The organism is Pseudomonas sp. NPDC078700 (assembly GCF_044542375.1).
Taxonomy (GTDB): domain Bacteria; phylum Pseudomonadota; class Gammaproteobacteria; order Pseudomonadales; family Pseudomonadaceae; genus Aquipseudomonas.
This window is the reverse complement of sequence record NZ_JBITUI010000007.1, coordinates 1-20,640: the sequence shown is the minus strand read 5'-3', so window position 1 is coordinate 20,640 and position 20,640 is coordinate 1. Positions and strand designations below refer to the sequence as shown.

Genomic DNA, 20,640 nt, shown 5'->3' with positions numbered 1-20,640 from the left:
CCATGAAGTTCAAACGCTATCTTCTGATCACCAAGCCCGGCATCATTTTCGGCAATCTGATTGCGGTGGCAGGCGGTTACTTCCTCGCGGCACAGGGCCACATCGATCTGATGTTGCTGCTGTCTACCGTGATAGGTTTGTCGCTGGTGGTGGCCAGTGGATGCGTGATGAACAACTGCATTGATCGCGATATCGACCAGCACATGGAACGTACCCGCGAACGGGTGCTGGTCACCGGCAAAATTTCGCTCAAGGCGGCCTTTGCTCATGGCCTGGTACTCGGCGTCGCCGGGTTCAGCCTCCTGTGGTTTGAGACCACACCGCTGGCCACGGCCTTGGCCGCTGTCGGCTATGTGGTCTATGTCGGCCTGTATAGCCTGTGGCTCAAACGCACGTCGGAGTACGGCACTTTGGTCGGCAGTTTGTCAGGGGCCATGCCTCCGGTCGTTGGCTACTGCGCGGTGTCTGGCCATTTCGACACCGGTGCGGCCGTGCTGCTGCTGATCTTCTGCCTGTGGCAGATGCCGCACTCTTACGCCATCGCGATCTTCCGTCTCAACGACTACAAGGCAGCAGGTATTCCGGTATTGCCGGTTAAACGTGGGATCAACGCCACCAAGCTGCAGATCGTTCTGTATATCTTGGCGTTTACCGGTGCCTCGCTGTTGCTCACCCTGACCGGCTTCGCAGGTTATGGCTACCTGCTGATCGCCCTTCTGGTCAGCGCTTGGTGGCTGGTGATCGCTCTTTCTGGCTACCGCGCCGTGGATGACCGGTTGTGGGCGCGCAAGCTGTTCGCCTTCTCTATCGTCGCTATCAGCGCACTAAGCCTGATGATGTCGATCGATTTCCAAGCCGTGCCGCACGCCAGTTTATTGGCCATGCTGTAAGGGTTTCAGATGCTGGGTTGTATTGGGTGCTGCTTGGCGGCACTCAACACTCTCCCTTTGCCCCGCCTAGTGCGGGGCTTTTTTTGGGCTTTGTTTAGGCAATAGCGCGGGTTGCAACGTGCCCTCGTTCCACATGCTCGGGCGCATTGAACAGGCCGCATAGCCACACCTGAGATTATGTAGGAAGTCCGCGATTTATTGGCAAGTCTGGGCATGCACTGCCGCAGGGCTAACTGTCGCGCCCATGGGCAGTTGCAGTGAGTTGCGCGGTATCAACACGGACAAAGATAGAATCGCCAATGGCGGTGAGCACATCAGCGGCATAGACCTCGCAGATAATCCGGCTCTTGCGCCCTACCTCTCCTTCGACCTTAGCGCGTAACGTCAGCGGAACCCCCATCGGGGTTGGCTTGATGAACTTTATGCCAAGATTACCGGTAACACAGTCAATACGCGGCAGGCTGCCGACTTCTCGACCTTCTGAGCGGAAGTGATAGGCCATGGCAGTCCAATTGGAATGGCAATCAACCAGCATTGCGATCAACCCGCCGTATACCAGTTCAGGCCAGCCGGTGTATTTGTTGTCTGGTAGATACTCGGCCATGACGTGCACCGCATCTTCATGCCAGAAACTTTTAATATGCAGGCCATCTGGGTTGCTACCACCACAGCCATAGCAGATACCTTCTGACGCGGCGGCGTCCTGGAGTGAAACGCTGTGCATGATCAAACACCTCTTGTTTAGCTTTTGCTGTGCACTGCATGTGCAAGACAGCATCAAGCCACAACCATGCCGCAAATTTACGCCCAGAAGCAATAATTTCAGCTTACTGCGCACTCGAACCGCCGCATAATCAGCAGCCAATCTGACAGGGGTTATTGGGCGTACGCTGGCAACTCCCTGCACCCGAATTTATGGAGAGAAGTTGTGAATAATAAGTTTGAAAACCTGCGCGCCGAGCGCGACATCGAACATTATCCAGTCAAGAGCGAGGCCAACTATGCAGGGCTTTGGAAGCAGATAGCACTGGGCATTGTTGTTGGCTACACCACACTAAGCGTGCTTGGCTTCGTTGCCGCGATGCTGTGGATGAAGCTCGCAACAAGCGGCCTGCAACTACAGGTTCCGGGCTAGTCGATTGCCCGGGCGGCCGCTGTCGGCGCGGTATTGGATTTCACTTGAGTCGCCAATAACAGGCCACCGAAAATCAAACCGCCTCCCACCCAGTGATACGCCAGCAAACCTTCGCCTAACAGCAGCCAAGCCAAGATCGCTGTGAACACCGGCATTAAGTAACTGGTCAGCGCAGCTTTCGCCGCCCCAACTACGCGAATGCCATGGTTCCAGGCCAGGTAGGCAATCAGCGAAGCAAATAACGCCGTGTAAACAATCGCGCCCAAGGTGGTTGCATTGATATTAACCTGAGCGCCTTGTGCGAGTTCAACTAGATAGAACGGCAGAATCATCGGCACGCCAAGTAGCATCAATACGCCAAGCAGAGCCAGCGGTGGGATGGGTTGCAAGAAACTCGACCAGCGCCGGAGCAGCAAGGAGTACAAGGCCCAATCCGTTACGGCCAGCAGCATTATGAGGTCGCCACGATTGAATGACATTGAGGTCAAGGTCGCCCAACTCCCTTGGGTGATCAAGACCAACAGGCCAATTGCCGCGATAAACATACCCAACCAAGCGCGACGCGCCGGCCATTCGCCTAGCAGTAGGCCCCCGCCGATAAAGGTCACCAAGGGCAAACAGGTACTCACCAAGGTGATATTAATCGCGACCGTGCTTTGCGCAGCGCTATAAAGCAGCGAATTATAGGCACTGATACCGCAAGCAGACAGCACCAGCAACCGCCAACCAGCACGCTTCAAGTCAGCGACGTGTCGGCGTAACGGTGCAATCACAAACGGCAAAAGCAGCACGCAAGCAAGGCTCCAGCGCCAAAATGCCAGGGCGAAAGGCGAAATATCATTGTGCACAGCCCGGGCAACCAAGGCATTACCTGACCAGCACAATATGGCTAACAACAGGCCGAGCATGGCCCAGGTGCGGGAGTTATTCATATCGATTAGTTTTGGTCGACTGGGCGCAACCGGTATTGCGGCGGTAATTGATCAATACCCTCGACCGTCACATTCAGGTCCTTCCAGCGGCCGTCTTTAATACCGTAGATACAGCCATGTACAGACAGCGCCTGCCCACGGTGCCAAGCGTTCTGCACAATAGTCGTGTGGCTGACGCTTGCGACTTGTTGCATGACATTGAGTTCACACAGGCGGTCGACCCGGTCTTCTTCAAGCGGCAGCTTTTCGAGATCCTTAAAATGCTCATAATGCAGATCCCGGATAGTCCGTAGCCAGCCATCAATCAAGCCATACTGACGATGCTGCATGGCCGCACGCACCCCGCCACAACCATAGTGACCGGTTACCAGAATATGCTTAACCTTGAGCACATCGACCGCGTATTGGATGACCGACAGACAATTCATATCGGTGTGAAGCACCACGTTGGCAACGTTACGGTGCACAAACAAGTCGCCGGGGAGCATGCCGACAATCTCGTTAGCCGGGACCCGCGCATCAGAACAACCAATCCACAGATATTCTGGCGTCTGTTGGCGCGCTAGCTTGGCAAAAAACTCGGGATCCCGTTGAGTGATTGCCTGCGCCCACCGTTCGTTGTTATCGAAGAGGTGCTGTAAATCACTCATTACGTCTGCTCCAAAATACTAAAGTGCGTCTTAAGAGACACAGTGGACTTTTGACTCACCCAACAATCACCGTCGTGCGAAACATCCCCACCCGCTCAATCAGCAGGCTCGTCAGCAAAAAATCCAACCAACTGTACAACTAAAGGTTGGTAGGCGTAACGACTTAATCTATCAGAGTGCAGGCCATAACCAGCGCATCTTCGCGACCACCGACTGCTGGGTAGTAGTCACGGCGGCGGCCGATCTCATTAAAGCCATAGCGTTCATACAAGCGATAAGCCGCTTGATTACTGGACCGAACCTCCAGAAAACACTCACCCGCCTTGAGCTCCATAGCACGTTGCATCAAGAATTCGAGCAAGCGCAAACCATAACCACGGCCCTGATTTTCAGACTTAATAGTGATATTGAGTAGATGCGCTTCATCAATGATCACGTTGATGACGCCATGGCCCACTTGTTGCGTACCCTCAAGCATCACCCAGCTTTCGTAAGACTTAAGACTGTCAGTGAAAATGCCGCGCGTCCAAGGATGGCTATAGGCGGCGTACTCAATTTTAAGCACGGTCTCAATATCCGCCTCGGTCATAGGGCGGAACGATATTGCATCACTCATTCAGGCTGACTCATCCAACGTTTACTCACGCGGCGCATGGCCTGCCACACATCCGCTTTACGCGCGGGCTCATCCATTAACAGTTCCAACCCAGGTACTGCCCAGGCGCTGCCAATGCCTTCAATTTGCAGCTCGCGGTTGTAATCGCCGGCGTCGGCTTCACCGGCAAACCGAATGGCAGGCAAGCCAACTAACCACAGGCAGGTGATGGGTTCCTGCTCCTCCAAGCGGGCCGCAACAAAGCTTTGCACAAACTCAAGCGCTGCAGACGGACCTTGGTTCATGTTGCCTCGCGCCAACAAAGGCCAGCGCACGGGCTGACCTATCATATGTGGGCTATCCGGCAAACCGGCGGCTCGCAGCAAATCTTTGAGCAGTAGATAGGCCGGGTCACGCCCTTGCAAAGGCTCTCCAGTGGGCAACTCGACCAATACAGCACAATGACCTGCACGCAGTAACTGCAACGCAAAACGCGGAGCTGGCTCTGCGGCGGATTTAACGGCAGTTGTAGGTGTCTGCTCTTCATCGCTCACCACTGGCCGCAGGTTGCGTTCCTGCGCTTTAGGGCGCGGCACTTCAACGCGTGGCCGTGGTGTTTCAACGATTGTAGGGCGCTCAGACGGCGTGATCGCCTGGGGTTGAGCTTCAATAACCGGCTCTTCCAGGGGTTCAAGTAGTTCTGGTCGCGATGGCGCAGCAAAGGGTAATGCCACGCGAGGTAGCCAATTGGCAACCTGCATGGCACTCAAATAAGCCCTTCGGCGGAGTTCTGGAATCAAACGTCAGTAACCTGTGAGTGTGCGTATTGGCCGATCTGCATCAAACTCAACGCAGTTAGCTCAGCCTTGGCGGATACCGCCAGAATACCAGTAACGACGCCATTACCAATAACAATACGCCCACTCTTTAGCGAGCAAACTGCTGCTTGCCTTTAAATTCATGGCTTTGAGGTATCAGCCATGCGAGGACCAACACGGCCTTGGTGCCCAGAATTCCCATCTTGAATTTGGCAAAATATTGACCGCTTGAAGGATTCAGGCCATTGCCTAACCAGTGGAGCACCGAATCAGTTAATCGGAGTTGCTGTTAAATTTGCCCGGATATCCGCATTCTGTAATTTAACGCCATAGAAGGAAGTGGCACTGCCACCGGTGGGATGGACGTTTTGAAACCGTTCAATATTAATTTCTTTAAAATGAACGCGTGCGTTCACGGCGAACCCAAGTGGATCAGGGGTGATCGGAATACAACCCGTAGTGGTTTTAGTGCAGACACTGGAAGGCGCTACATCAAGGCCTAGGTCGATATTGAAACCATAGGTATTTTGATTCGGGTTATCGGGATCGCCGTCCGAGGTATAAAAGTTATCGATAACCCACTGGCTCCCCGTACCATTTACATTGTTGACCCGTCCGTTTTCGAGAATAAATTGGTTGCGCTTAGGATTGTTTGAGACAGAACGCTCTGGGCTCCCTGAGTTGTCTCGAACAAAAACGCTCTTCAGTTTGGCAGTAAGCCCTTCGTTACCGCGGTCCTCCCAGCGACCGCCACTTGCAGTGCAGGCACCAGCACTAGCGCCCGAGCCCCCGACACAAAAAGCACCTGCGCCACCTGAGCTCAATGTAAGCGTTGAACCTTGCTCAAATCGCTTAAGTACAATACGCCCAAAGCTTCTTCCGCTGTTTGAATCACCCAAGCGCACATCAGAGACATCCAGTTTTGACCAGTAGGTGCCCTTTCTGAACTCGATACCCTGGTCACTCACATCGACTGTACCATTGCGATAATGCAGTTGGTTCTCAGCACCTGTAAGCCATAAACCCTGACTGTCCTCATCAACCGTGATCGCCGCATTGGCTTCAGTGGCATAGAAGTCCGCGTTAAAACCAAAACCATCCCCCTCATAACCGCCTGGGTTGAGCGTTAGCTGACCATTGAGGGTGAAATCGGATGCTGGGAAAACTGAGAGCAATACCAATAGCTCACTACCTCCTTGCAGCGGTGCATCAGGCCGCCCGACACGTAACCCATCTAGGCTATAGCGACCAACGACCTGATTAAGTCCAAGCCGAATACCATCAAAATACCCATCATAATCTCCACTAGAGGGGTCAAGATTATTAAGCCCCGCGTAGCAGCCCGCACTAAGCCCCGTGGCGCAGCTTTTAGTTATATCAACCGTTAGCTGACCTGTGCCGTAGGTACGCAAACCGCTAAACCACAAACTGTTGCCGTTATCGGTCAACGAGAAAGAGCTATCAATCAAACTCCAACTGACGTCGGCGGAAATCCCTTCGCCAGCTGAATTGGCATCCCCACCTGGGCGTAATTTGACATAGTTCTGACGTGTGCCTTGATCTTGAAAATTGAGATCAAAACCCACACTGCCAATTCTCTGATTAGTCGGATCACCAATAATCAGACCTTCGAGTGCTGCGCTGAGATTAATATCTTCAAAGGCGAGTTTTACATAGTTACCTTGGACGTCCTGCCCCAAGTCAAGCGTTAGGCCTGATTGACTGCTCACTACGCCGGAGTAGTTTTCGGCACGTAATACGCCAGCATCGGTATATTGAAATAGGCTATTGGCAATCGTGATGTCAGGTGTAAGGCGCAAACCCTCCCCACTCTGACCACCCCCGGCGATACTGATGCTGCCGCCAAGGCGTAGATCCATATCTAAACGGCCAAAACTACGCCCGGCATTGGGGTCGCGTACATCAGGAGCACTTGGTGTAGCTGGAGTACCTGCGACAGCATCGGCAAACGCAAGGTCAAGACCAATACCGGCTATGGAGGCGACCAATCGTGAGTCGCCAAGATCAAGCTTGACCTGCTCACCATTGCCGCCGTTAACAATATCGATATAGGCATTATTCAGGTAGGTATCGAATGAAAGCCCTTTGACGATCAGATCATGCCCATTATCGCGATAGTAGAATGTGGCATCGGTCAGCGAAAGCTTACTGTCGTCCACTGAGAATCCGCTGACCCCACTGGCTCCACCGCCGCTCAGTTTCAGGCTGGCACCCAGCGTAGAGAATAAGCGCAGGCTGCCAAAACTATTACTGCTGCCAGTGAGTTCAATCGAGTCAACCGACAACTCATTCGCACGCCCGCTATGCTCAACTTGCAGTTGACCATCCAGGACATCAACTGTTGTATTTGATGCGCTATCAAGCGTTTGCGGGCGACCATTGATACCCTTCAGGCTGAGTGTTTGCCCGTCTTGGGCATACTCAACACTGCCTACTGACCAACCAGGTCCAGCTGTCTGCAAACTGATACCGTCTTGCCCTGAGATCGCAGCCAAATCGTTGTCATCGAGCGCTTGCATGGCCTGTACAATGGGGCTGAACAAACCAATTAAACAAAGTGAATAGCGGTTCATCGTTCAGGCCCTCAGTTAGTAGGGAACACTAAAACGTTGCCCTGAATACGAGTGGTTCCATCGATCGTTACAGAGAAAATATTGGTTTGCTGATAACTAGGATCGCCGCCTCTTGCGGTACTGAGTGCGTTATTTCTCCAGCCGCCTTGATTGGCAACACCAAAGGTGAAGTTCGCGTCATCAAATACAATTTCATTCGGTAGACCAAACTCCAATACATCTTGATTGAATATCGCCCCATCACCGCCAAAACCACTGTTGACAGTGCGGGTACGCAAGGTCAAACCCTCAAAGCTAAAGACACCTTTGATATTGTCCAACACATACCAACCGCCTGATGCTTCAGCACGCACGGCCAACCGCAAACCACAATCACTTACGGCTGCCCCCGCAGCAGCACAACTACGTTCATTGGCAGCCCAAGTGCGAGGGTTGTTACTCACCGGGGTGTTCCAAAGCACTCCACCGTCTCTGTTGATGCTTAACTCACCCGACAAAAACACACCACCTTGCCCGTTAAGTTGGCTTAAGGCCGCGTCATCGAGCGCCTGCATTTCGGCGTAGAGCGGTGAGGTAAACGCCAATGAGCACGCACAAAGCACTTTATAAATCACGGCTGGTTGCCTTTAGATAATTGATGCTTACCCCTTCGATGGCGTTGCGACCGTAGTTATAACCGCCGGTTACCGAACTGCGATTACCTGAGCGGAAATTGCCTATTACGACATTGGTTCTCGGGGCATTGGTATAGAAGTCGGTCGCGATTGCATTCCGCTCTGCGGCTGAGCGAGCGGAGCCATTTGCGTTACGACTAACTGGATTGGGCAATTCAATTACAAACTGGCCATCGCTGGTTACATCGAAAAGTAACGGCTGGGACTTGCCGTAGCCCAAGGCAACATTGGCGTAGGTGTTGCTCAAGCTTATCGTGCGATCAGCCTGCTCCTGCTGACTTGCGCAGTTTGCTGTACCAGGGATGCATGACATCAAATCGATGCGCTTTGCGAAGAGATTAATTCGCGCTTCACCAACCAGTTGATCCCGCGCCTCATCGCCCCAAAGCCGGAGATAACTGCCATCCATAATCAACTCGACAATGTCGAGGTTAAGGATATCTGTACGCCCTGCCGCGACTTGAAAGTCAAAGCGAATACCAGCGTCCAGTCGTTCACCAAGTCGGCTCGAACAGTTCGTACCTGCAGCGGCAAAACCCGCAATACAGGGTTGTCCCAAAGCACCGGTCAACCGCTCAGGAAATGTAAGTTCTAAAATGGCAACATTATCAGGCGTGGTTTGCACAAAAACGCCATCATCTCTCAGAGTTCGTAAATCCTCACCGTTGCCAAACTGAAGCTTGAACGGATTACCCAAGCGCCCAAGGTTTACCGGTTGCAGATCGCTGCCTTTGTTACTTCCAGTTGAAGCGAAGTAGAACTCATGGACCGAAATCGGGACATTTTCACCCGCTGCATTGGTGATGTCATTGATAAATATGCTCGACTCAGAAGCATCAAGCAGAATACCTTCCAAGGAAAATGCAATGCCCTGGCCATTGACCCCCGCAAGTTGCTGGTCGTCCATTTCTTGCATTTTTGCCTGCGCTGGCAGCACAAATAAAGTCCCCAGCAGCATGCTTAAAATAGGGTTCATTTTCAGCACCCCACAGTCGCTGAGCCCAGGCAGGTATCTTGTCGTGCGATACCGTTGAAGGCCTGTTCAAAGTTGAGTTGAATAGGTGCTACAACATTGCCGTTCGCGTCGCGGTAATTAGGAATATTCAGGAATGCACCGGCATCAGCGTTACGAAATGCATTGCTGTCTCTGTCCCGCCAAGCAAGACTTTGGGTCTGCAAAGACAGAAAAAAACCGCGAGCAGCCCCCTCTATCGCAGCGGTGTTTGGGTTATCAGCGATATTCAAGTTGCCGATAGGCAATGATTTGAAGTTGCTCAAGGGGAAGCAGGTAGGCAGCGATAGAACCGAGCAACCATTTGAGGCGAACAGGCTCAATAGTGCGTTGGTGAGTCCAGTCAAATTGCAGTCACTGCAAGAGAGTCGCTGGCCGTTCTCAAGCCCTGATTGCGTAGCGCGAACCGTGTCAGCAGCACCATTCGCGGTGACCAAGCCCGCATCAGCTTGAAGGTCAGTGTTTACAGTGACACCCGCGATCCCAAGCAGGATATCTTCAAAGATATTGGCTGCAGTGAATATAGGCCTGGCAGAACCTTCGATTTTGATCGGGATGTTGCCGGTCAAGCTTGTGATATCGCCAGAAAGATAGCCCTTGGACTCACCAAAACCGATCCTCACCCCGACGATTGTGTTGCCACTGTAGGCAAACTCAAGATAGGGGTCAGTGATTTGAAACGGGTTGACTGTATCGTCAGCGTTTACGGTACCCAAAGCAAAATTGTCGATCAAAATATCAGCCGACCCGGGGGCCTCACCAGGACGGTCATACCGGCCGAGCTCAAGCTTATTTATGTTCAACTGGGTGTCAATCTTCAAGCCAAGGTTCAAGCGGGTGTAATCAATGCCTGCATTTTGGTCTGTCGTCAGGTTAATAAATGCCTGCCCGGAGACATCCGACAGCTCGTTGTCAGCCATCTCGATCATTTGAGCACTAGCACTTGCACTGGCGAGACCAACGCAGAGCAATGCCAACGCACTTTTTTTAAATCGAGAAACGGAATACATACTGCCTCCAGGGTTCTTACTGACACTGACGAAAGCGATTAGCCTTCTGCCTTGTAATCACTATAAGAACCACTGACGCAGAGCGCCCCCAACCCATAGTAGTGGGCTAAGGTGCCAAAACAGCATGGACTAGGGTTGACTGTTACTCATCGCTACATCCGTCGCACGTGGTCCATACTGATGAAACAACGCCAGTACATGGGCCGTAATCGCGCGGGCCAGGGCGTTTACACTCAGTTGCGAGCAATGCGTCAGGCAACTGAGCTTGATCCGGTGTAGGTGCAGCGATGGCATTCGAGCCTCATACTCGCGCAAATCCCCTTTAATCAGTACCGGCAGGAAAATTTCGCCGAGACTTTTATAACGCTGGATGAGCAATCTCAGCCCGTCATAGAAAGGCAGCTCCTGGGAAGCCACCAGACGATTGCCATTGGGGATTTTCAGGTACAGCCCCGAGTGCCCCATCGTTTCACCCGGAATAATATAAACCCCGGTGGGTTCAACAGCGTTGGCTGGAATGTCCTGAAAGGTGTCATGCCAAGCCTGTTCGTCCGGCAAGATGGTGATACTGCCGTGATCACTTTGTGGGACTACAAAACTGTAGTTACTGTAAAGCTTCTCGATATAGGGTGAGTAAACGCATAAGCGGTTTTCAAAGCGTTGCAGAAATGCAATCGCCTCCCGCCGATTCGAGATTGCATGCAGGTCCCAGTCAAGATCGCCCTGCTGTTCCAGAGCGGCCCAGCAATCATCCATTAAAACAGCCGCATTGGCAGACATATCAGGCACCACAAATAAAGCGCTACGATCTCTGCTTCATCGCAAGATCAATGCCATCAAAATCAGCCGCTTAAATGTGGATCAATACTCGTTTTTTGGGGTTTAGAGCCGTTGGGACAGTCGTAAACTGCCGCAATCTGTCACTTCGCTGGCAATCCGCGTCAGATTAGAGTGATTACCCAGTGCCTCTGATCGGTTGTAACTCAAGCGTTTTGCCAACGATGCAGTACAATTAGCGTTTTTCTCAGTTGAGTGATTGGCCCCTCAATGATTGAACCCAAGCGCGTACTGCGTGCCCTTGCTGAACACTGGACGTTACTTGAGCCGCTTTGCGAGCACTTTGACTCCGGCACGCTAAGCCTGATTGAGCTGCGCAGCCAGCTTGCAGCACAGTTACCAGACAGCACTCCAGTCGATATCACGGCGCTGCTCGACCAGTGGATTCGCCTTGATATCCTGGTGCCGGTTGCCAAAAGCCCTAACCGTTTTGAGTTAAATGCGCAGATTCACGACTTTCTAGCCTACCTTCGCCGCGAGCACCGCTTGGGGTTGTGTCTGGAAATTGAGGCTTACTTGCGCCACCTTGAGCGCTTGGCCGGTTATATAAAAGATGCGTTCGAAGTCCGAGATGCCCATGATTTAGCGCGCCAGTTGCGCTTACTCGACATGCGCGTACGTGACGTACTGAAGAAACTGTTAAATGACGAGCAAGCGCTAGTCGCTGTTGCTGATCGAGCCAAGACCAGTGACCGGCAGATTCCACTGCGTCAGCGTTACGCTGAGGTGCTGGCCACCTGGGATGAATACGTTGAGCCGATGATTCAACTGGTGGCCGCCGACGGCGCCTTTGAACAAGGCGTGTACCGGGTTGAGCATGTACTGCTGCGTCTATTGAGCGAGCAACAGCGCCTCGGCCAATTGGTCGACGACGACCTACTGTTGCGCACCCATGCGCGTATTCTTGAGATGCAAACGACGGCACAACTGACATTGCGCCGCGCCCGAGAGCTATTGCTGCCCTTACGTGAAGAGGCGCGCAGACACAACGCCGTGACCCGAGGAGCTGCACTGGCGCTTTCGGCCATTCGCCGCAAAGGGCTTGATGCCGTACCCCAGGCCTCGATGCCGATGTTCAGTCGTCCCCAAAGCACCTTTCTTGGCAGTGCATCGCAGGTAGAGGCCTATGTTTATGCCCTCGCCCGCTTTGAGCCCAAACCTGCGCACTTTCCAAAAGCCAGTAGCAGCCGCAAGGGCCAAGCCCCACGAGCGCCACGTACCGCTCGAGAAATGCTTGAGCGCTGCGAACAAGCCCTGCCGCTGCCAGACCTCATGGTGTGGCTGCTTGAGCAAGAACCGAATGGCGCGACTGATGAGTTGCTGTACTGGTTCTCCCGACTCTCCCGTGACTCGCGCTTCCAGCGTGATCGCCTCGAGCGGCGCGACTACCTTACTGCCGAGCATCAGGTCAGCCTGAGCTCATTCGCCCTGATTAAAAGCAATCCGGCGTCCCACACAGCCGAGAAGAGCAGCCAATGAATATCGACCTTTCCGAACTGAGCCACCTGGCCCCCGTATTCCGTGAGCTATTCAAGGGTTACCACGTCAGCCGTCGCGACCCGGAGCTGTACACCCAGCTATCCAATCAGCAAGACCAATACCGCGCCCTGTTCAAGGCACTGGGGTTTGAACTGACCTGTGACCCTCGCGGCTTCTATTACTTCGTGCCAGAGCAAATCGGTGCTCAGGTCAACAAAACAGCGCAACGACTTGCCCTGTTCACTTTTATTCTGGTTGAACACCTTGCCGACCAAGGCCGTGACCCATTGGCCGTACTCGACGGCGGAAGCCTGGGTCGTGATGAGCTGCCAGCCCTGCTTGAAAAGTACCGTGACCTCTTTGTCCAAGCGGAAGTAACCACCCAAGACGAGCTGGAAGAAAAAGTCATGCGCCGCCTTTGTCAGTTGGGCTTTGCCAGCGAAGACAACGGCATCTATCGTTTTCTCGCGCCAATGCACCGTTTCCTCGATGTGTGCCTCTCGGTTCAGCAAGATCGAGACCTGGCTGCCAGCTTGCACAGTAATCTGCCGTTGCCAACGCCAGTGCTGGTCAATGATGAAGAGGAAGAAATCATTCGTCTCGACGAACCAACAGCAAGTGCTAGCGAGCTCTCTGAAGAGCAGGCCATGCTCGAGGCCATTGCTGCAGAACGCGCAAACCAGGAGGTTGATGCATGAGCCAGGAACGCTACGGCATTCGCCGTTTTGCCTTGTTAAACACCGCGGGTTACAGCCTAGGGATATTCCCACTGGAAAACCCGTTGTCCGTGTATGGCGCCAACAACCTGGGTAAGAGTGCCTCGATTAACGCACTGCAATTTCCCATCCTGGCGCGGATGTCAGACATGAGCTTTGGCAAGTACAGCCTGGAGCAATCGCGCAAGTTCTACTTTGCCACCGACACCAGCTATATTCTGGTTGAGGTTTCACTCCCCCATGGCACCCATGTGATTGGCGTTGCCGGACGCGGCCCGGGAGGCGGTTTTGGTCACCAGTTCTTTGCCTATGCTGGCGAGTTGGACTTGGATCACTATCAGAAAAATGGTACCTGCTTGCGTCAACGTGAGCTGTTCAACAACCTTGAGCGCGAAGGCATCAAGGCTTATGAACTCAAGCCTGATGAACTGCGTCGCTTGTTGGTTGGCGGACATACCTCAATCCCTCTGGATCTGACGATTATTCCGCTGCGCTCGACCAGTGAGCAGAGCCTTAAAACCTTCAGAGCACTGTTCATCAACCTGTTGCACATGCGTGAAATCACCGCCGCCAAGCTCAAGCAACTGTTTCTTGATGCATTCGAACACAGCTTACGTTCAGGCAGCGTGGACTACATAGCGGCAACCGAAGAAGCCTTCCGCGATGTGCGTCGCATGGAGCAGGATTACCAAGCACTGGTCACCGCTGGGCCGCTGATTGAGGCGCTGTCTGCTGGTGTCGCGCAACGTGAGTTACTGCGCGGTAAGTTGCATCGCTTGTCACCGTTACTCGATAGCCTGCTTGGCACCTGGCAGGACTATGCAGGTGCGCGTCGCGAAGAATTGGTCATTCAGGCCGAGCACTATCGCAACGAGCAAGATGGCTTACAAAATGAACAACGCGGCGACACCCAGGAACTGATGCGCCTTGAGCGTGAAGTCAGCGAAATTCAGCGCTGGCTTGGCGAACTGGATGTATTGACCCACCGCTTCGCACTCGTCGATAACGTGCAAGTGCTGGAACAGCAATTGCTGGCCGCAAAGGATGCACACGATGAGCTCGCTGGCGCACTGGCGCAATCTCGGCAGTTCTCCAGTGAAGACCTCGATGAGCGTCTACGAGATCTGGATAAACGCTTAAAATCAGTCAAGCAGCAGCTTGAGCACGCCGACAACAACAGCTACTCGCGTTTACGCGAAGAGTTCTCGCAGCAAGATGTTGATCGCTTGATGCGTCTGTTCAATGGTCAGCTGTTTAGCTTGCCATTGGGCGAAAAAGGCATACAGGTTGAGGACGGCGACGCTTGGGTTAAATCCCTTGAAGCAATCCTTGATGGATTCAAGGGCGAGCAGTTTGAAGTGCCTGGTTTGTCGATCAACTTGTCGCACATCGAGCCTCCAGCCTTGCAAGCCTTGGCTGATAGAGCGGCGTTGCGCGACCAGAAAGATCGCCTCGACCGCGAATACAAACAGCTGAAAACCCAGCAGGCAGTTGCTGCTGACCGCGCAGCGAGCAAGTCCCAGGCCGATCAACTCTATAAAGATGTGCTCGACGCCCAGAAAGCCCTCGAAGACTTCCGTCGCAGCGAGACGCTGGCAGCAGAGAAGCCTGGCAAGCTGGAGCAACTGGCGGTACATGAAGCGGCACAGGATGAGCTTAAGCGCTCCAGCGATGCCTTTACTGAGCGCGTTCAACAGCTCTCGGCCAAGTTGCAGCTAGTAGGCCGCCAATTGGCCGATCTTGAAGCCAAAGAACGCACCCTCGAAGATGCCTTGCGTCGTCGCCAACTGCTGCCCGCTGATCTGCCATTTGGCACGCCGTTCACAGACCCCGTTGATGATTCGCTGGATAACCTGCTGCCGCTACTCAATGACTATCAAGATGCTTGGCAAGGTTTGCAGCGCGTTGATGGTCAAGTTGAAGCCTTGTACGCCCAAGTACGCTTGAAAGGTGTGGCTAAGTTCGACAGTGAAGATGATGTCGAGCGTCGCTTGCATTTGCTAGTCAACGCCTACGCCCACCGCCAAGATGAAGCCCTTACACTGGCCAAGGCACGCCGCGCCGCTGTCACCGATATTGCACGCACTCTGCGCAACATCCGCAGTGACTATGACAACTTAGAGCATCAACTGGCGCTGTTTAACCGCGAGATCAATAAGCGTCAGGTGTCCAACCTTGAAAGCTTCCGTATTGTTTTGGCGCCCAATAAAGAAGCCCTCAAACACATTGACCAGATCATCCATAGCGCTGGCCAGTACGAAGAAGGCGAAACGCTGTCAGTCTTCGATTTGACTCAATCGGCTGATCAAGACGTCAAGAACGAGGAAGCCAAGGAGTATTTAGCCCGCTTGGTTGCGGCTAATCACAACCAGCTGGGATTGAAGGAGCTGTTCGAGCTGTCGTTTGAGATCACCAAGGTCCATGGCCAGCCGGTGATTCATACCGACATCGACGGCGCGGCATCCAACGGCACAACCATGACCATCAAAGCGCTGACCAACATGTATCTGTTGCTGCACTTGATGGACCGTGACCAAGCCGGCCGTGTTCGCCTGCCCTACTACCTTGATGAAGCAGCTGACATCGACGAGCGCAACCAGCAAGCGCTGATCGAAACCAGCCTTCAGCTGGGCTTTGTGCCCATTCTTGCATCGGTTAAGCCACAGGTTTCGGCGCACGTTGCCATTGACCTTGAAGGCGGCAGTGGCCCTAACGGGATCTATATCGATGAAGCCGACTGGAAGTATATTCGACCGCGTGAGAGTGCTGCACAAACCGCAAAAGCAGCTCCAACAGAAAGAGCCCTAAGCTAAATCTCAAAGGACATATTGCGTGGACTACAGCAGGCTTAAAAGGTTTTGGCATATCGAGGTTCTTGGTGGACCGGACAACTCATTTTCATGGCTGCGCTTGTGGCGACGAGTCCGGCGCAGCCGCACCTGCCATTATTTATTCTGGTTTAGGCTTGCAGATTATCTAGCCAGACAAAATAACCGCACGTTGAAGTCTTTGGCCAAAGGCATCAATAACCGCCTGATTACGAAACACGGCACAGAAATAATGTTGGGAGCCGATATAGACGAAGGGCTGGTCATTGGTCATGGCACTGGGATTGTTATCACCAAGGCCGTACGAATAGGCAAATACTTCACCGTTCGACAAAACACCACCATTGGTACGGACTACAAAAGCGATACACCCATTACCATTGGTGACTATGTAGAAATAGGCGCCAATAGTTGCATCATCGGCAGCGATACATTTATCGGTGATCACGTGACGATCGGAGCCATGAGCTTTGTCAATAAAAGCATCCCGGCCAATCACACCTATATCACCGAAAAAAACTCCCGCTTAATCCCGAACGATCAACCCGCAACTACTTGACGGGCAAACTGTCTATTCACTGACACAAACAACAAGGGCCGCATCTGCGGCCCTTGTTGTTTTTGGCGATTACTTTTTAGGAAGCTGGATTTTCGGCGCCCAGTGCTGCCAATCATCCTTTGGCTCATCAAACAGGGCAAAGGTCTGTCCTGGCGTCGCTTGCTTACCCATATCAGGATTATCGGGTGTGGCAAAGGAGACGCCGCCAGCCAAGATGGTCTCAATCGACTCGGTTCTCAGCTTCACGCCTTTAAACAAGCCTGCATCGACACCAATACCCGAGGTATTCCAAAACCGGCTACCGGTGTGGACCAAGCCTTTGTATCGCGGCTCGATCAGGATATGGATCAGAACTCGATCAGCCGTTGCACCCAACTCATAATTGACCACTTTACCGACTACGATTTCACGGTAGGTAACAGGCACACCTGTTTTCAGAGATCCACGCCGCGCCGCACTCAAAACCAAGCGCAAACCGGGATCGTACTCTGCTAGGTTCGGCGGTGACGTCAGCGCGATAAACCGAGTCTGTTTGGTATCTTGAGTATTGCCAGGTAAAACCTCAACGTATTGGCCGCGAATTAACGTATCGAGGTTATCCACTTCGGTTAATCCAAGTTCCGGCTTCACCACCCAAAACTTACTTCCAGCCCGTGCAACTCTCGCATCGCCTTGAGTTATGCGCGCATTGAGTTGTACAGCTTGCAGGTCTTTCGTCAGCTCAAGACTTTCAATGGTGCCGACATCCATACCTTTATAGCGAATAGGTGCACCGGGCTTAAGCCCATCTGCTCGATCCACCCGAATGCTGATGATTGTACCGGCCTTAACCGCATCATCACGATCGCTATGCAGATTGAACATCTGGATACGCTTGTTAGAGCGCGAGCCATTGAGATCAGCCGTTTCAAAAGCGATCCCCCCTGCAATCAGCGTTTGCAGAGACTCGCTCTTAACAACAATGCCTGACAAGCCGCCCTTGAGGGTAATACCACTGGCATTCCAAAAATAGGTGGTACGGTTAACCAGGTGAGCGTACTCAGGCGCGATATGAACCCCGATCAGTACCTCTTTATTGTTACGCGCCAATTGGTAGCTCTGAACCGTACCAACTTTGAGTTGGTGATACAAAATCGGGCTGCCAACCTCAATTGAACCAAGGCTTTCACTGCGCATAACCAAGTGTAATCCCGGTGCATTGAGGTCAAGTGGCGGCGCTTTTGCGCGTGCCTCGAACTCCCGCGTAGGCGAACCATCCTTTTTACCAGGCCGAATGGCTATGTAGTTACCTTTAACCAGCGCTTCAATGCCTGTAATCCCTGCGAGCGAGATTGACGGCTTGACCACCCAAAACTGGGTGCCCTGCACCAAATAGTGTTCAGTCAATGGATCAAGCGTTAACTCAGCCGTGGCGCTTTGCAGGTCATCCGCAATCTTGAGTTTCTTCAAGGTCCCGACCTGAATCCCCTTGTACATCACAGGCGTACGATCTTGCTCTAGCCCCTCAAAATCAGGCAGCTTAACGGTGACTTTGATACCGGCTTGTGCGGAATCAAAACTGTCGTACAAGCGGAACGGCAATGCCGGATCTGTCGGCGGGCTATCTTTACGGTTCTCCGGCGTACCAAAGGCAATACCCCCAGCAACAATACTGGAGAGCGACTCTGTATGAACTTTGAAGCCTGAAAGCCCCGCATCAACAGTGATGCCACTGGCATTCCAAAAACGGGTGTGTTTGCGTACCAAGTCGGCGTATTCAGGCTCAATGAAAATATTGATACGCACCGTCTGCTGATCATCATCAAGCTCATAGTCCTTGACCCGACCGACCTTTAATTGACGGTAAAAGATCGGGCTTTCTTTTTCTATCGAGCCCAAACGGTCGGCCTTCAGCGTCAGGTGCAGGCCTGGGGTATCACTGGATAGGGGGGGCGCTGTATCCAATGCTTTAAATTCAAGAGCAGGCTCACCCTTGCCAGGGCTGACGGCAATGTAATTACCCGAAACCAAGGTTTCCAGACCCGTTACACCGGCCAAAGACACACTTGGTTTAACCAGCCAGAACCGCGTGCCTGTGACCAAGTGATCTTCGGCCTCTTTACTCATTTCGATAGACGCTACAACCCCGTCTGTTTTGCCTTTGGTATCGAGACTTACAGCTTTAACCTTGCCGACTGAAATACCCTTGTAGATCACTTCAGTCTTGCCAGCTTCAATGCCGCCGCCGCTCTCGAACCTGACCTCAATCATGATGCCTGCTTGATCGTAAGCCTTCCAAGCCAGCCAGCCACCGATCAACAACGCGATGATAGGTAATACCCAGATAGCCGACCAGTTCGAGGCGGGCTTCTTTTTAGCCAATGGCAAATCACTCATCGTTGTCATCCGTATCCGTGTTGTCCCAAATCAAGCGTGGATCAAAGGTTAATGCTGCAAGCATGGTTAAAATCACAACGCTGGCAAATGCAACTGCACCCCAGCCAGGTTCAATGGTAGCCAAAGTGCCAAACTTGACCACAGTTACCAAAATGGCAATTACAAAAATATCGAGCATTGACCATCGACCAATCCACTCGATAAATCGGTACATAAGCATGCGCTGGCGTGCTGACATAGGCTGGCGTCGTTGCACTGAATAGAGCAACAAACCAATGCCCACCAGCTTAAACGTCGGCACCAAAATACTGGCAATAAACACCACTGCCGCGATTGGATACATGCCGTAGTTAACCAGTTCAATAACGCCCGACATAATGGTGTCCGACTGGCCGCTACCCAATGAGCTGACACGCATAATAGGCAGCATATTAGCTGGGATGTACAAAATAGCTGAGGTGATTAAAAGCGCCCAAGTCTGAAGCAAGCTATTGGGGCGTCGTGCATGCACTCTTCCTCCGCAGCGAGGACAGAACTGCTTGTCAACATCAACCTCAATTGGGCTTAACTGATGACACTCATCACAGACCAGCAAGCCTGCATCAATGGCTCTCACTTGTGTGCTCCTCACCAGATAAGCCTTGCCAGATCTGATGAGGCGACATCGTCACCTCAAGCCAAACCTGCAACAGCAGCAGCCCCACAAAGCACAGCAAACCAATACCAAAGGTTAGATCGGCAACATCAACAAGCTTTACCACAGCAACCAGGATGCCCATAAGGTAAACCTCAAGCATGCCCCACTCGCGCATGTGGTGGTACATACGATAAAACAACAGCCCATAGCTTCGACCAACATCGAAACGGATGCTGAGCAACACAAATAACTGAATCAGCAACTTGAACAATGGAATGACCATGCTGCTCAAAAACACAACGACTGCGACCGGCTGCATACCACTGTTATACAAGCCTAGTACACCTGACCACACAGTATCCTGAGTCTGCTGGCCGAGCAGATTGAGCTCGATAATAGGTAGGAAGTTGGCCGGGATATACAGGAGCAAGGCAGCCAAAACCAAAGCCATACTGCGGCGTATGACTTGATGACGATGATTATAGAGTTCATAGCCACAGCGCGGGCATTCGATTCTCTCACCATCTTCTATGGGTTGATTTTGCATCAACAGATCGCACTCATGGCATGCAATCAACTGCTCAATCGAATGCCCTGCCAGCGATGTCGCTTCAATCGGCTCCGGCATATCTGCCCCTTCACAAAGTGTGCCTAGTGTAGACGAGGCTCCTTGCCCCGAGTGCTAAACAATTGCTCATTCACACCTGATCTTCTTGCAAAAGATGTAGGACCGGTCAAGAAAACTATATGACAGCCCCAACATAAATCCACCTGCAACGCGGATGCCGCTTTCAGCTTTCTTCGGCCCAAAGTAAAACCCCAGATCATTTACATGATCTGGGGTTTTGGTATAGGCGCTTGACGATGACCTACTCTCACATGGGGAAACCCCACACTA

The 20,640-nt window shown here is 52.6% G+C and carries 19 protein-coding genes; 6 read left to right on the top strand and 13 right to left on the bottom strand.

Features of this window, described 5'->3' with window-relative positions:
* The first annotated feature begins 2 nt into the window (after positions 1–2).
* Complete coding sequence (gene cyoE, locus ACIGCM_RS20165; protein ID WP_397503850.1) at positions 3–890, top strand: heme o synthase; 888 nt, start codon at positions 3–5, stop codon at positions 888–890.
* A 229-nt stretch (positions 891–1,119) separates the two neighbouring features.
* Here cyoE and ACIGCM_RS20160 read toward each other — a convergent pair whose 3' ends face one another.
* Positions 1,120–1,614, bottom strand: coding sequence for a PaaI family thioesterase (locus ACIGCM_RS20160; RefSeq protein WP_397503849.1), 495 nt, complete (start codon positions 1,612–1,614; stop codon positions 1,120–1,122).
* Between the two features lie 204 nt (positions 1,615–1,818).
* Between ACIGCM_RS20160 and ACIGCM_RS20155 the strand changes: the two genes are divergently transcribed.
* Positions 1,819–2,025, top strand: coding sequence for a hypothetical protein (locus ACIGCM_RS20155; protein WP_397503848.1), 207 nt, complete (start codon positions 1,819–1,821; stop codon positions 2,023–2,025).
* Here ACIGCM_RS20155 and ACIGCM_RS20150 read toward each other — a convergent pair.
* From ACIGCM_RS20150 to ACIGCM_RS20110, 9 genes are all read right to left on the bottom strand, one after another.
* A complete protein-coding gene (locus tag ACIGCM_RS20150) occupies positions 2,022–2,957 on the bottom strand; it encodes a DMT family transporter (protein WP_397503847.1) in 936 nt (311 codons plus the stop codon). The two genes, ACIGCM_RS20155 and ACIGCM_RS20150, sit on opposite strands and share 4 nt — an antisense overlap.
* Before the next feature lie 5 nt (positions 2,958–2,962).
* Entirely contained in the window at positions 2,963–3,607 is a 645-nt protein-coding gene (can, locus tag ACIGCM_RS20145) for a carbonate dehydratase (RefSeq protein WP_397503846.1), read from the bottom strand.
* A gap of 163 nt (positions 3,608–3,770) precedes the next feature.
* Positions 3,771–4,223 carry a ribosomal protein S18-alanine N-acetyltransferase gene (gene rimI / locus ACIGCM_RS20140; protein WP_397503845.1) on the bottom strand — a complete coding sequence of 151 codons (453 nt, stop codon included), beginning with the start codon at positions 4,221–4,223 and terminating at the stop codon, positions 3,771–3,773.
* A complete protein-coding gene (locus tag ACIGCM_RS20135; protein WP_397503844.1) occupies positions 4,220–5,002 on the bottom strand; it encodes an energy transducer TonB in 783 nt (260 codons plus the stop codon). The genes rimI and ACIGCM_RS20135 overlap by 4 nt, the downstream gene beginning before the upstream one ends.
* 287 nt (positions 5,003–5,289) lie before the next feature.
* Complete coding sequence (locus ACIGCM_RS20130) at positions 5,290–7,614, bottom strand: DUF6160 family protein (RefSeq protein ID WP_397503843.1); 2,325 nt, start codon at positions 7,612–7,614, stop codon at positions 5,290–5,292.
* An 11-nt stretch (positions 7,615–7,625) separates the two neighbouring features.
* A complete protein-coding gene (locus ACIGCM_RS20125) occupies positions 7,626–8,228 on the bottom strand; it encodes a DUF6160 family protein (protein WP_397503842.1) in 603 nt (200 codons plus the stop codon).
* The gene (locus ACIGCM_RS20120) at positions 8,218–9,264 is read right to left on the bottom strand and encodes a hypothetical protein (RefSeq protein ID WP_397503841.1); all 1,047 of its coding nucleotides are present in this window, start codon (positions 9,262–9,264) and stop codon (positions 8,218–8,220) included. Before ACIGCM_RS20120 ends, ACIGCM_RS20125 begins: the two co-directional genes overlap by 11 nt.
* A 2-nt stretch (positions 9,265–9,266) precedes the next feature.
* A complete protein-coding gene (locus ACIGCM_RS20115; RefSeq protein ID WP_397503840.1) occupies positions 9,267–10,310 on the bottom strand; it encodes a DUF6160 family protein in 1,044 nt (347 codons plus the stop codon).
* A gap of 129 nt (positions 10,311–10,439) precedes the next feature.
* Positions 10,440–11,090, bottom strand: coding sequence for a hypothetical protein (locus ACIGCM_RS20110; RefSeq protein ID WP_397503839.1), 651 nt, complete (start codon positions 11,088–11,090; stop codon positions 10,440–10,442).
* Positions 11,091–11,357: 267 nt separating this feature from the next.
* Here ACIGCM_RS20110 and mksB point away from each other — a divergent pair, with 267 nt between their 5' ends.
* From mksB to ACIGCM_RS20090, 4 genes are read left to right on the top strand one after another with little or no spacing between them, the layout of a single operon-like run.
* Complete coding sequence (gene mksB / locus ACIGCM_RS20105) at positions 11,358–12,626, top strand: Mks condensin complex protein MksB (RefSeq protein WP_397503838.1); 1,269 nt, start codon at positions 11,358–11,360, stop codon at positions 12,624–12,626.
* Positions 12,623–13,324 carry an Mks condensin complex protein MksE gene (mksE, locus tag ACIGCM_RS20100; RefSeq protein ID WP_397503836.1) on the top strand — a complete coding sequence of 234 codons (702 nt, stop codon included), beginning with the start codon at positions 12,623–12,625 and terminating at the stop codon, positions 13,322–13,324. Before mksB ends, mksE begins: the two co-directional genes overlap by 4 nt.
* Positions 13,321–16,155, top strand: coding sequence for an Mks condensin complex protein MksF (gene mksF / locus ACIGCM_RS20095; RefSeq protein WP_397503835.1), 2,835 nt, complete (start codon positions 13,321–13,323; stop codon positions 16,153–16,155). The genes mksE and mksF overlap by 4 nt, the downstream gene beginning before the upstream one ends.
* Positions 16,156–16,174: 19 nt before the next feature.
* Positions 16,175–16,729, top strand: a complete 555-nt coding sequence (locus tag ACIGCM_RS20090; protein WP_397503833.1) for a serine O-acetyltransferase — start codon at positions 16,175–16,177, stop codon at positions 16,727–16,729.
* Between the two features lie 69 nt (positions 16,730–16,798).
* On the opposite strand, the gene ACIGCM_RS20085 is transcribed toward ACIGCM_RS20090, so the two are convergent.
* Genes ACIGCM_RS20085 through ACIGCM_RS20075 form a run of 3 tightly spaced genes read right to left on the bottom strand, consistent with a single transcriptional unit; the run spans position 16,799 to position 20,370 of the window.
* Positions 16,799–19,114, bottom strand: a complete 2,316-nt coding sequence (locus ACIGCM_RS20085; protein ID WP_397503832.1) for an MlaD family protein — start codon at positions 19,112–19,114, stop codon at positions 16,799–16,801.
* Positions 19,098–19,721, bottom strand: a complete 624-nt coding sequence (locus ACIGCM_RS20080; RefSeq protein ID WP_397503830.1) for a paraquat-inducible protein A — start codon at positions 19,719–19,721, stop codon at positions 19,098–19,100. The genes ACIGCM_RS20085 and ACIGCM_RS20080 overlap by 17 nt, the downstream gene beginning before the upstream one ends.
* Positions 19,708–20,370, bottom strand: a complete 663-nt coding sequence (locus ACIGCM_RS20075) for a paraquat-inducible protein A (RefSeq protein ID WP_397503828.1) — start codon at positions 20,368–20,370, stop codon at positions 19,708–19,710. Before ACIGCM_RS20075 ends, ACIGCM_RS20080 begins: the two co-directional genes overlap by 14 nt.
* Positions 20,371–20,640: the final 270 nt, after the last annotated feature.

Coding starts and splice junctions, on each gene's coding strand:
- cyoE (WP_397503850.1), top strand. CDS start 3: ATGAAGTTCAAACGCTATCTTCTGATCACCAAGCCCGGCATCATTTTC.
- ACIGCM_RS20115 (WP_397503840.1), bottom strand. CDS start 10,310: ATGTATTCCGTTTCTCGATTTAAAAAAAGTGCGTTGGCATTGCTCTGC.
- ACIGCM_RS20120 (WP_397503841.1), bottom strand. CDS start 9,264: ATGAACCCTATTTTAAGCATGCTGCTGGGGACTTTATTTGTGCTGCCA.
- ACIGCM_RS20075 (WP_397503828.1), bottom strand. CDS start 20,370: ATGCCGGAGCCGATTGAAGCGACATCGCTGGCAGGGCATTCGATTGAG.
- mksF (WP_397503835.1), top strand. CDS start 13,321: ATGAGCCAGGAACGCTACGGCATTCGCCGTTTTGCCTTGTTAAACACC.
- mksE (WP_397503836.1), top strand. CDS start 12,623: ATGAATATCGACCTTTCCGAACTGAGCCACCTGGCCCCCGTATTCCGT.
- mksB (WP_397503838.1), top strand. CDS start 11,358: ATGATTGAACCCAAGCGCGTACTGCGTGCCCTTGCTGAACACTGGACG.
- can (WP_397503846.1), bottom strand. CDS start 3,607: ATGAGTGATTTACAGCACCTCTTCGATAACAACGAACGGTGGGCGCAG.
- ACIGCM_RS20150 (WP_397503847.1), bottom strand. CDS start 2,957: ATGAATAACTCCCGCACCTGGGCCATGCTCGGCCTGTTGTTAGCCATA.
- rimI (WP_397503845.1), bottom strand. CDS start 4,223: ATGAGTGATGCAATATCGTTCCGCCCTATGACCGAGGCGGATATTGAG.
- ACIGCM_RS20160 (WP_397503849.1), bottom strand. CDS start 1,614: ATGCACAGCGTTTCACTCCAGGACGCCGCCGCGTCAGAAGGTATCTGC.
- ACIGCM_RS20130 (WP_397503843.1), bottom strand. CDS start 7,614: ATGAACCGCTATTCACTTTGTTTAATTGGTTTGTTCAGCCCCATTGTA.
- ACIGCM_RS20085 (WP_397503832.1), bottom strand. CDS start 19,114: ATGACAACGATGAGTGATTTGCCATTGGCTAAAAAGAAGCCCGCCTCG.
- ACIGCM_RS20110 (WP_397503839.1), bottom strand. CDS start 11,090: ATGTCTGCCAATGCGGCTGTTTTAATGGATGATTGCTGGGCCGCTCTG.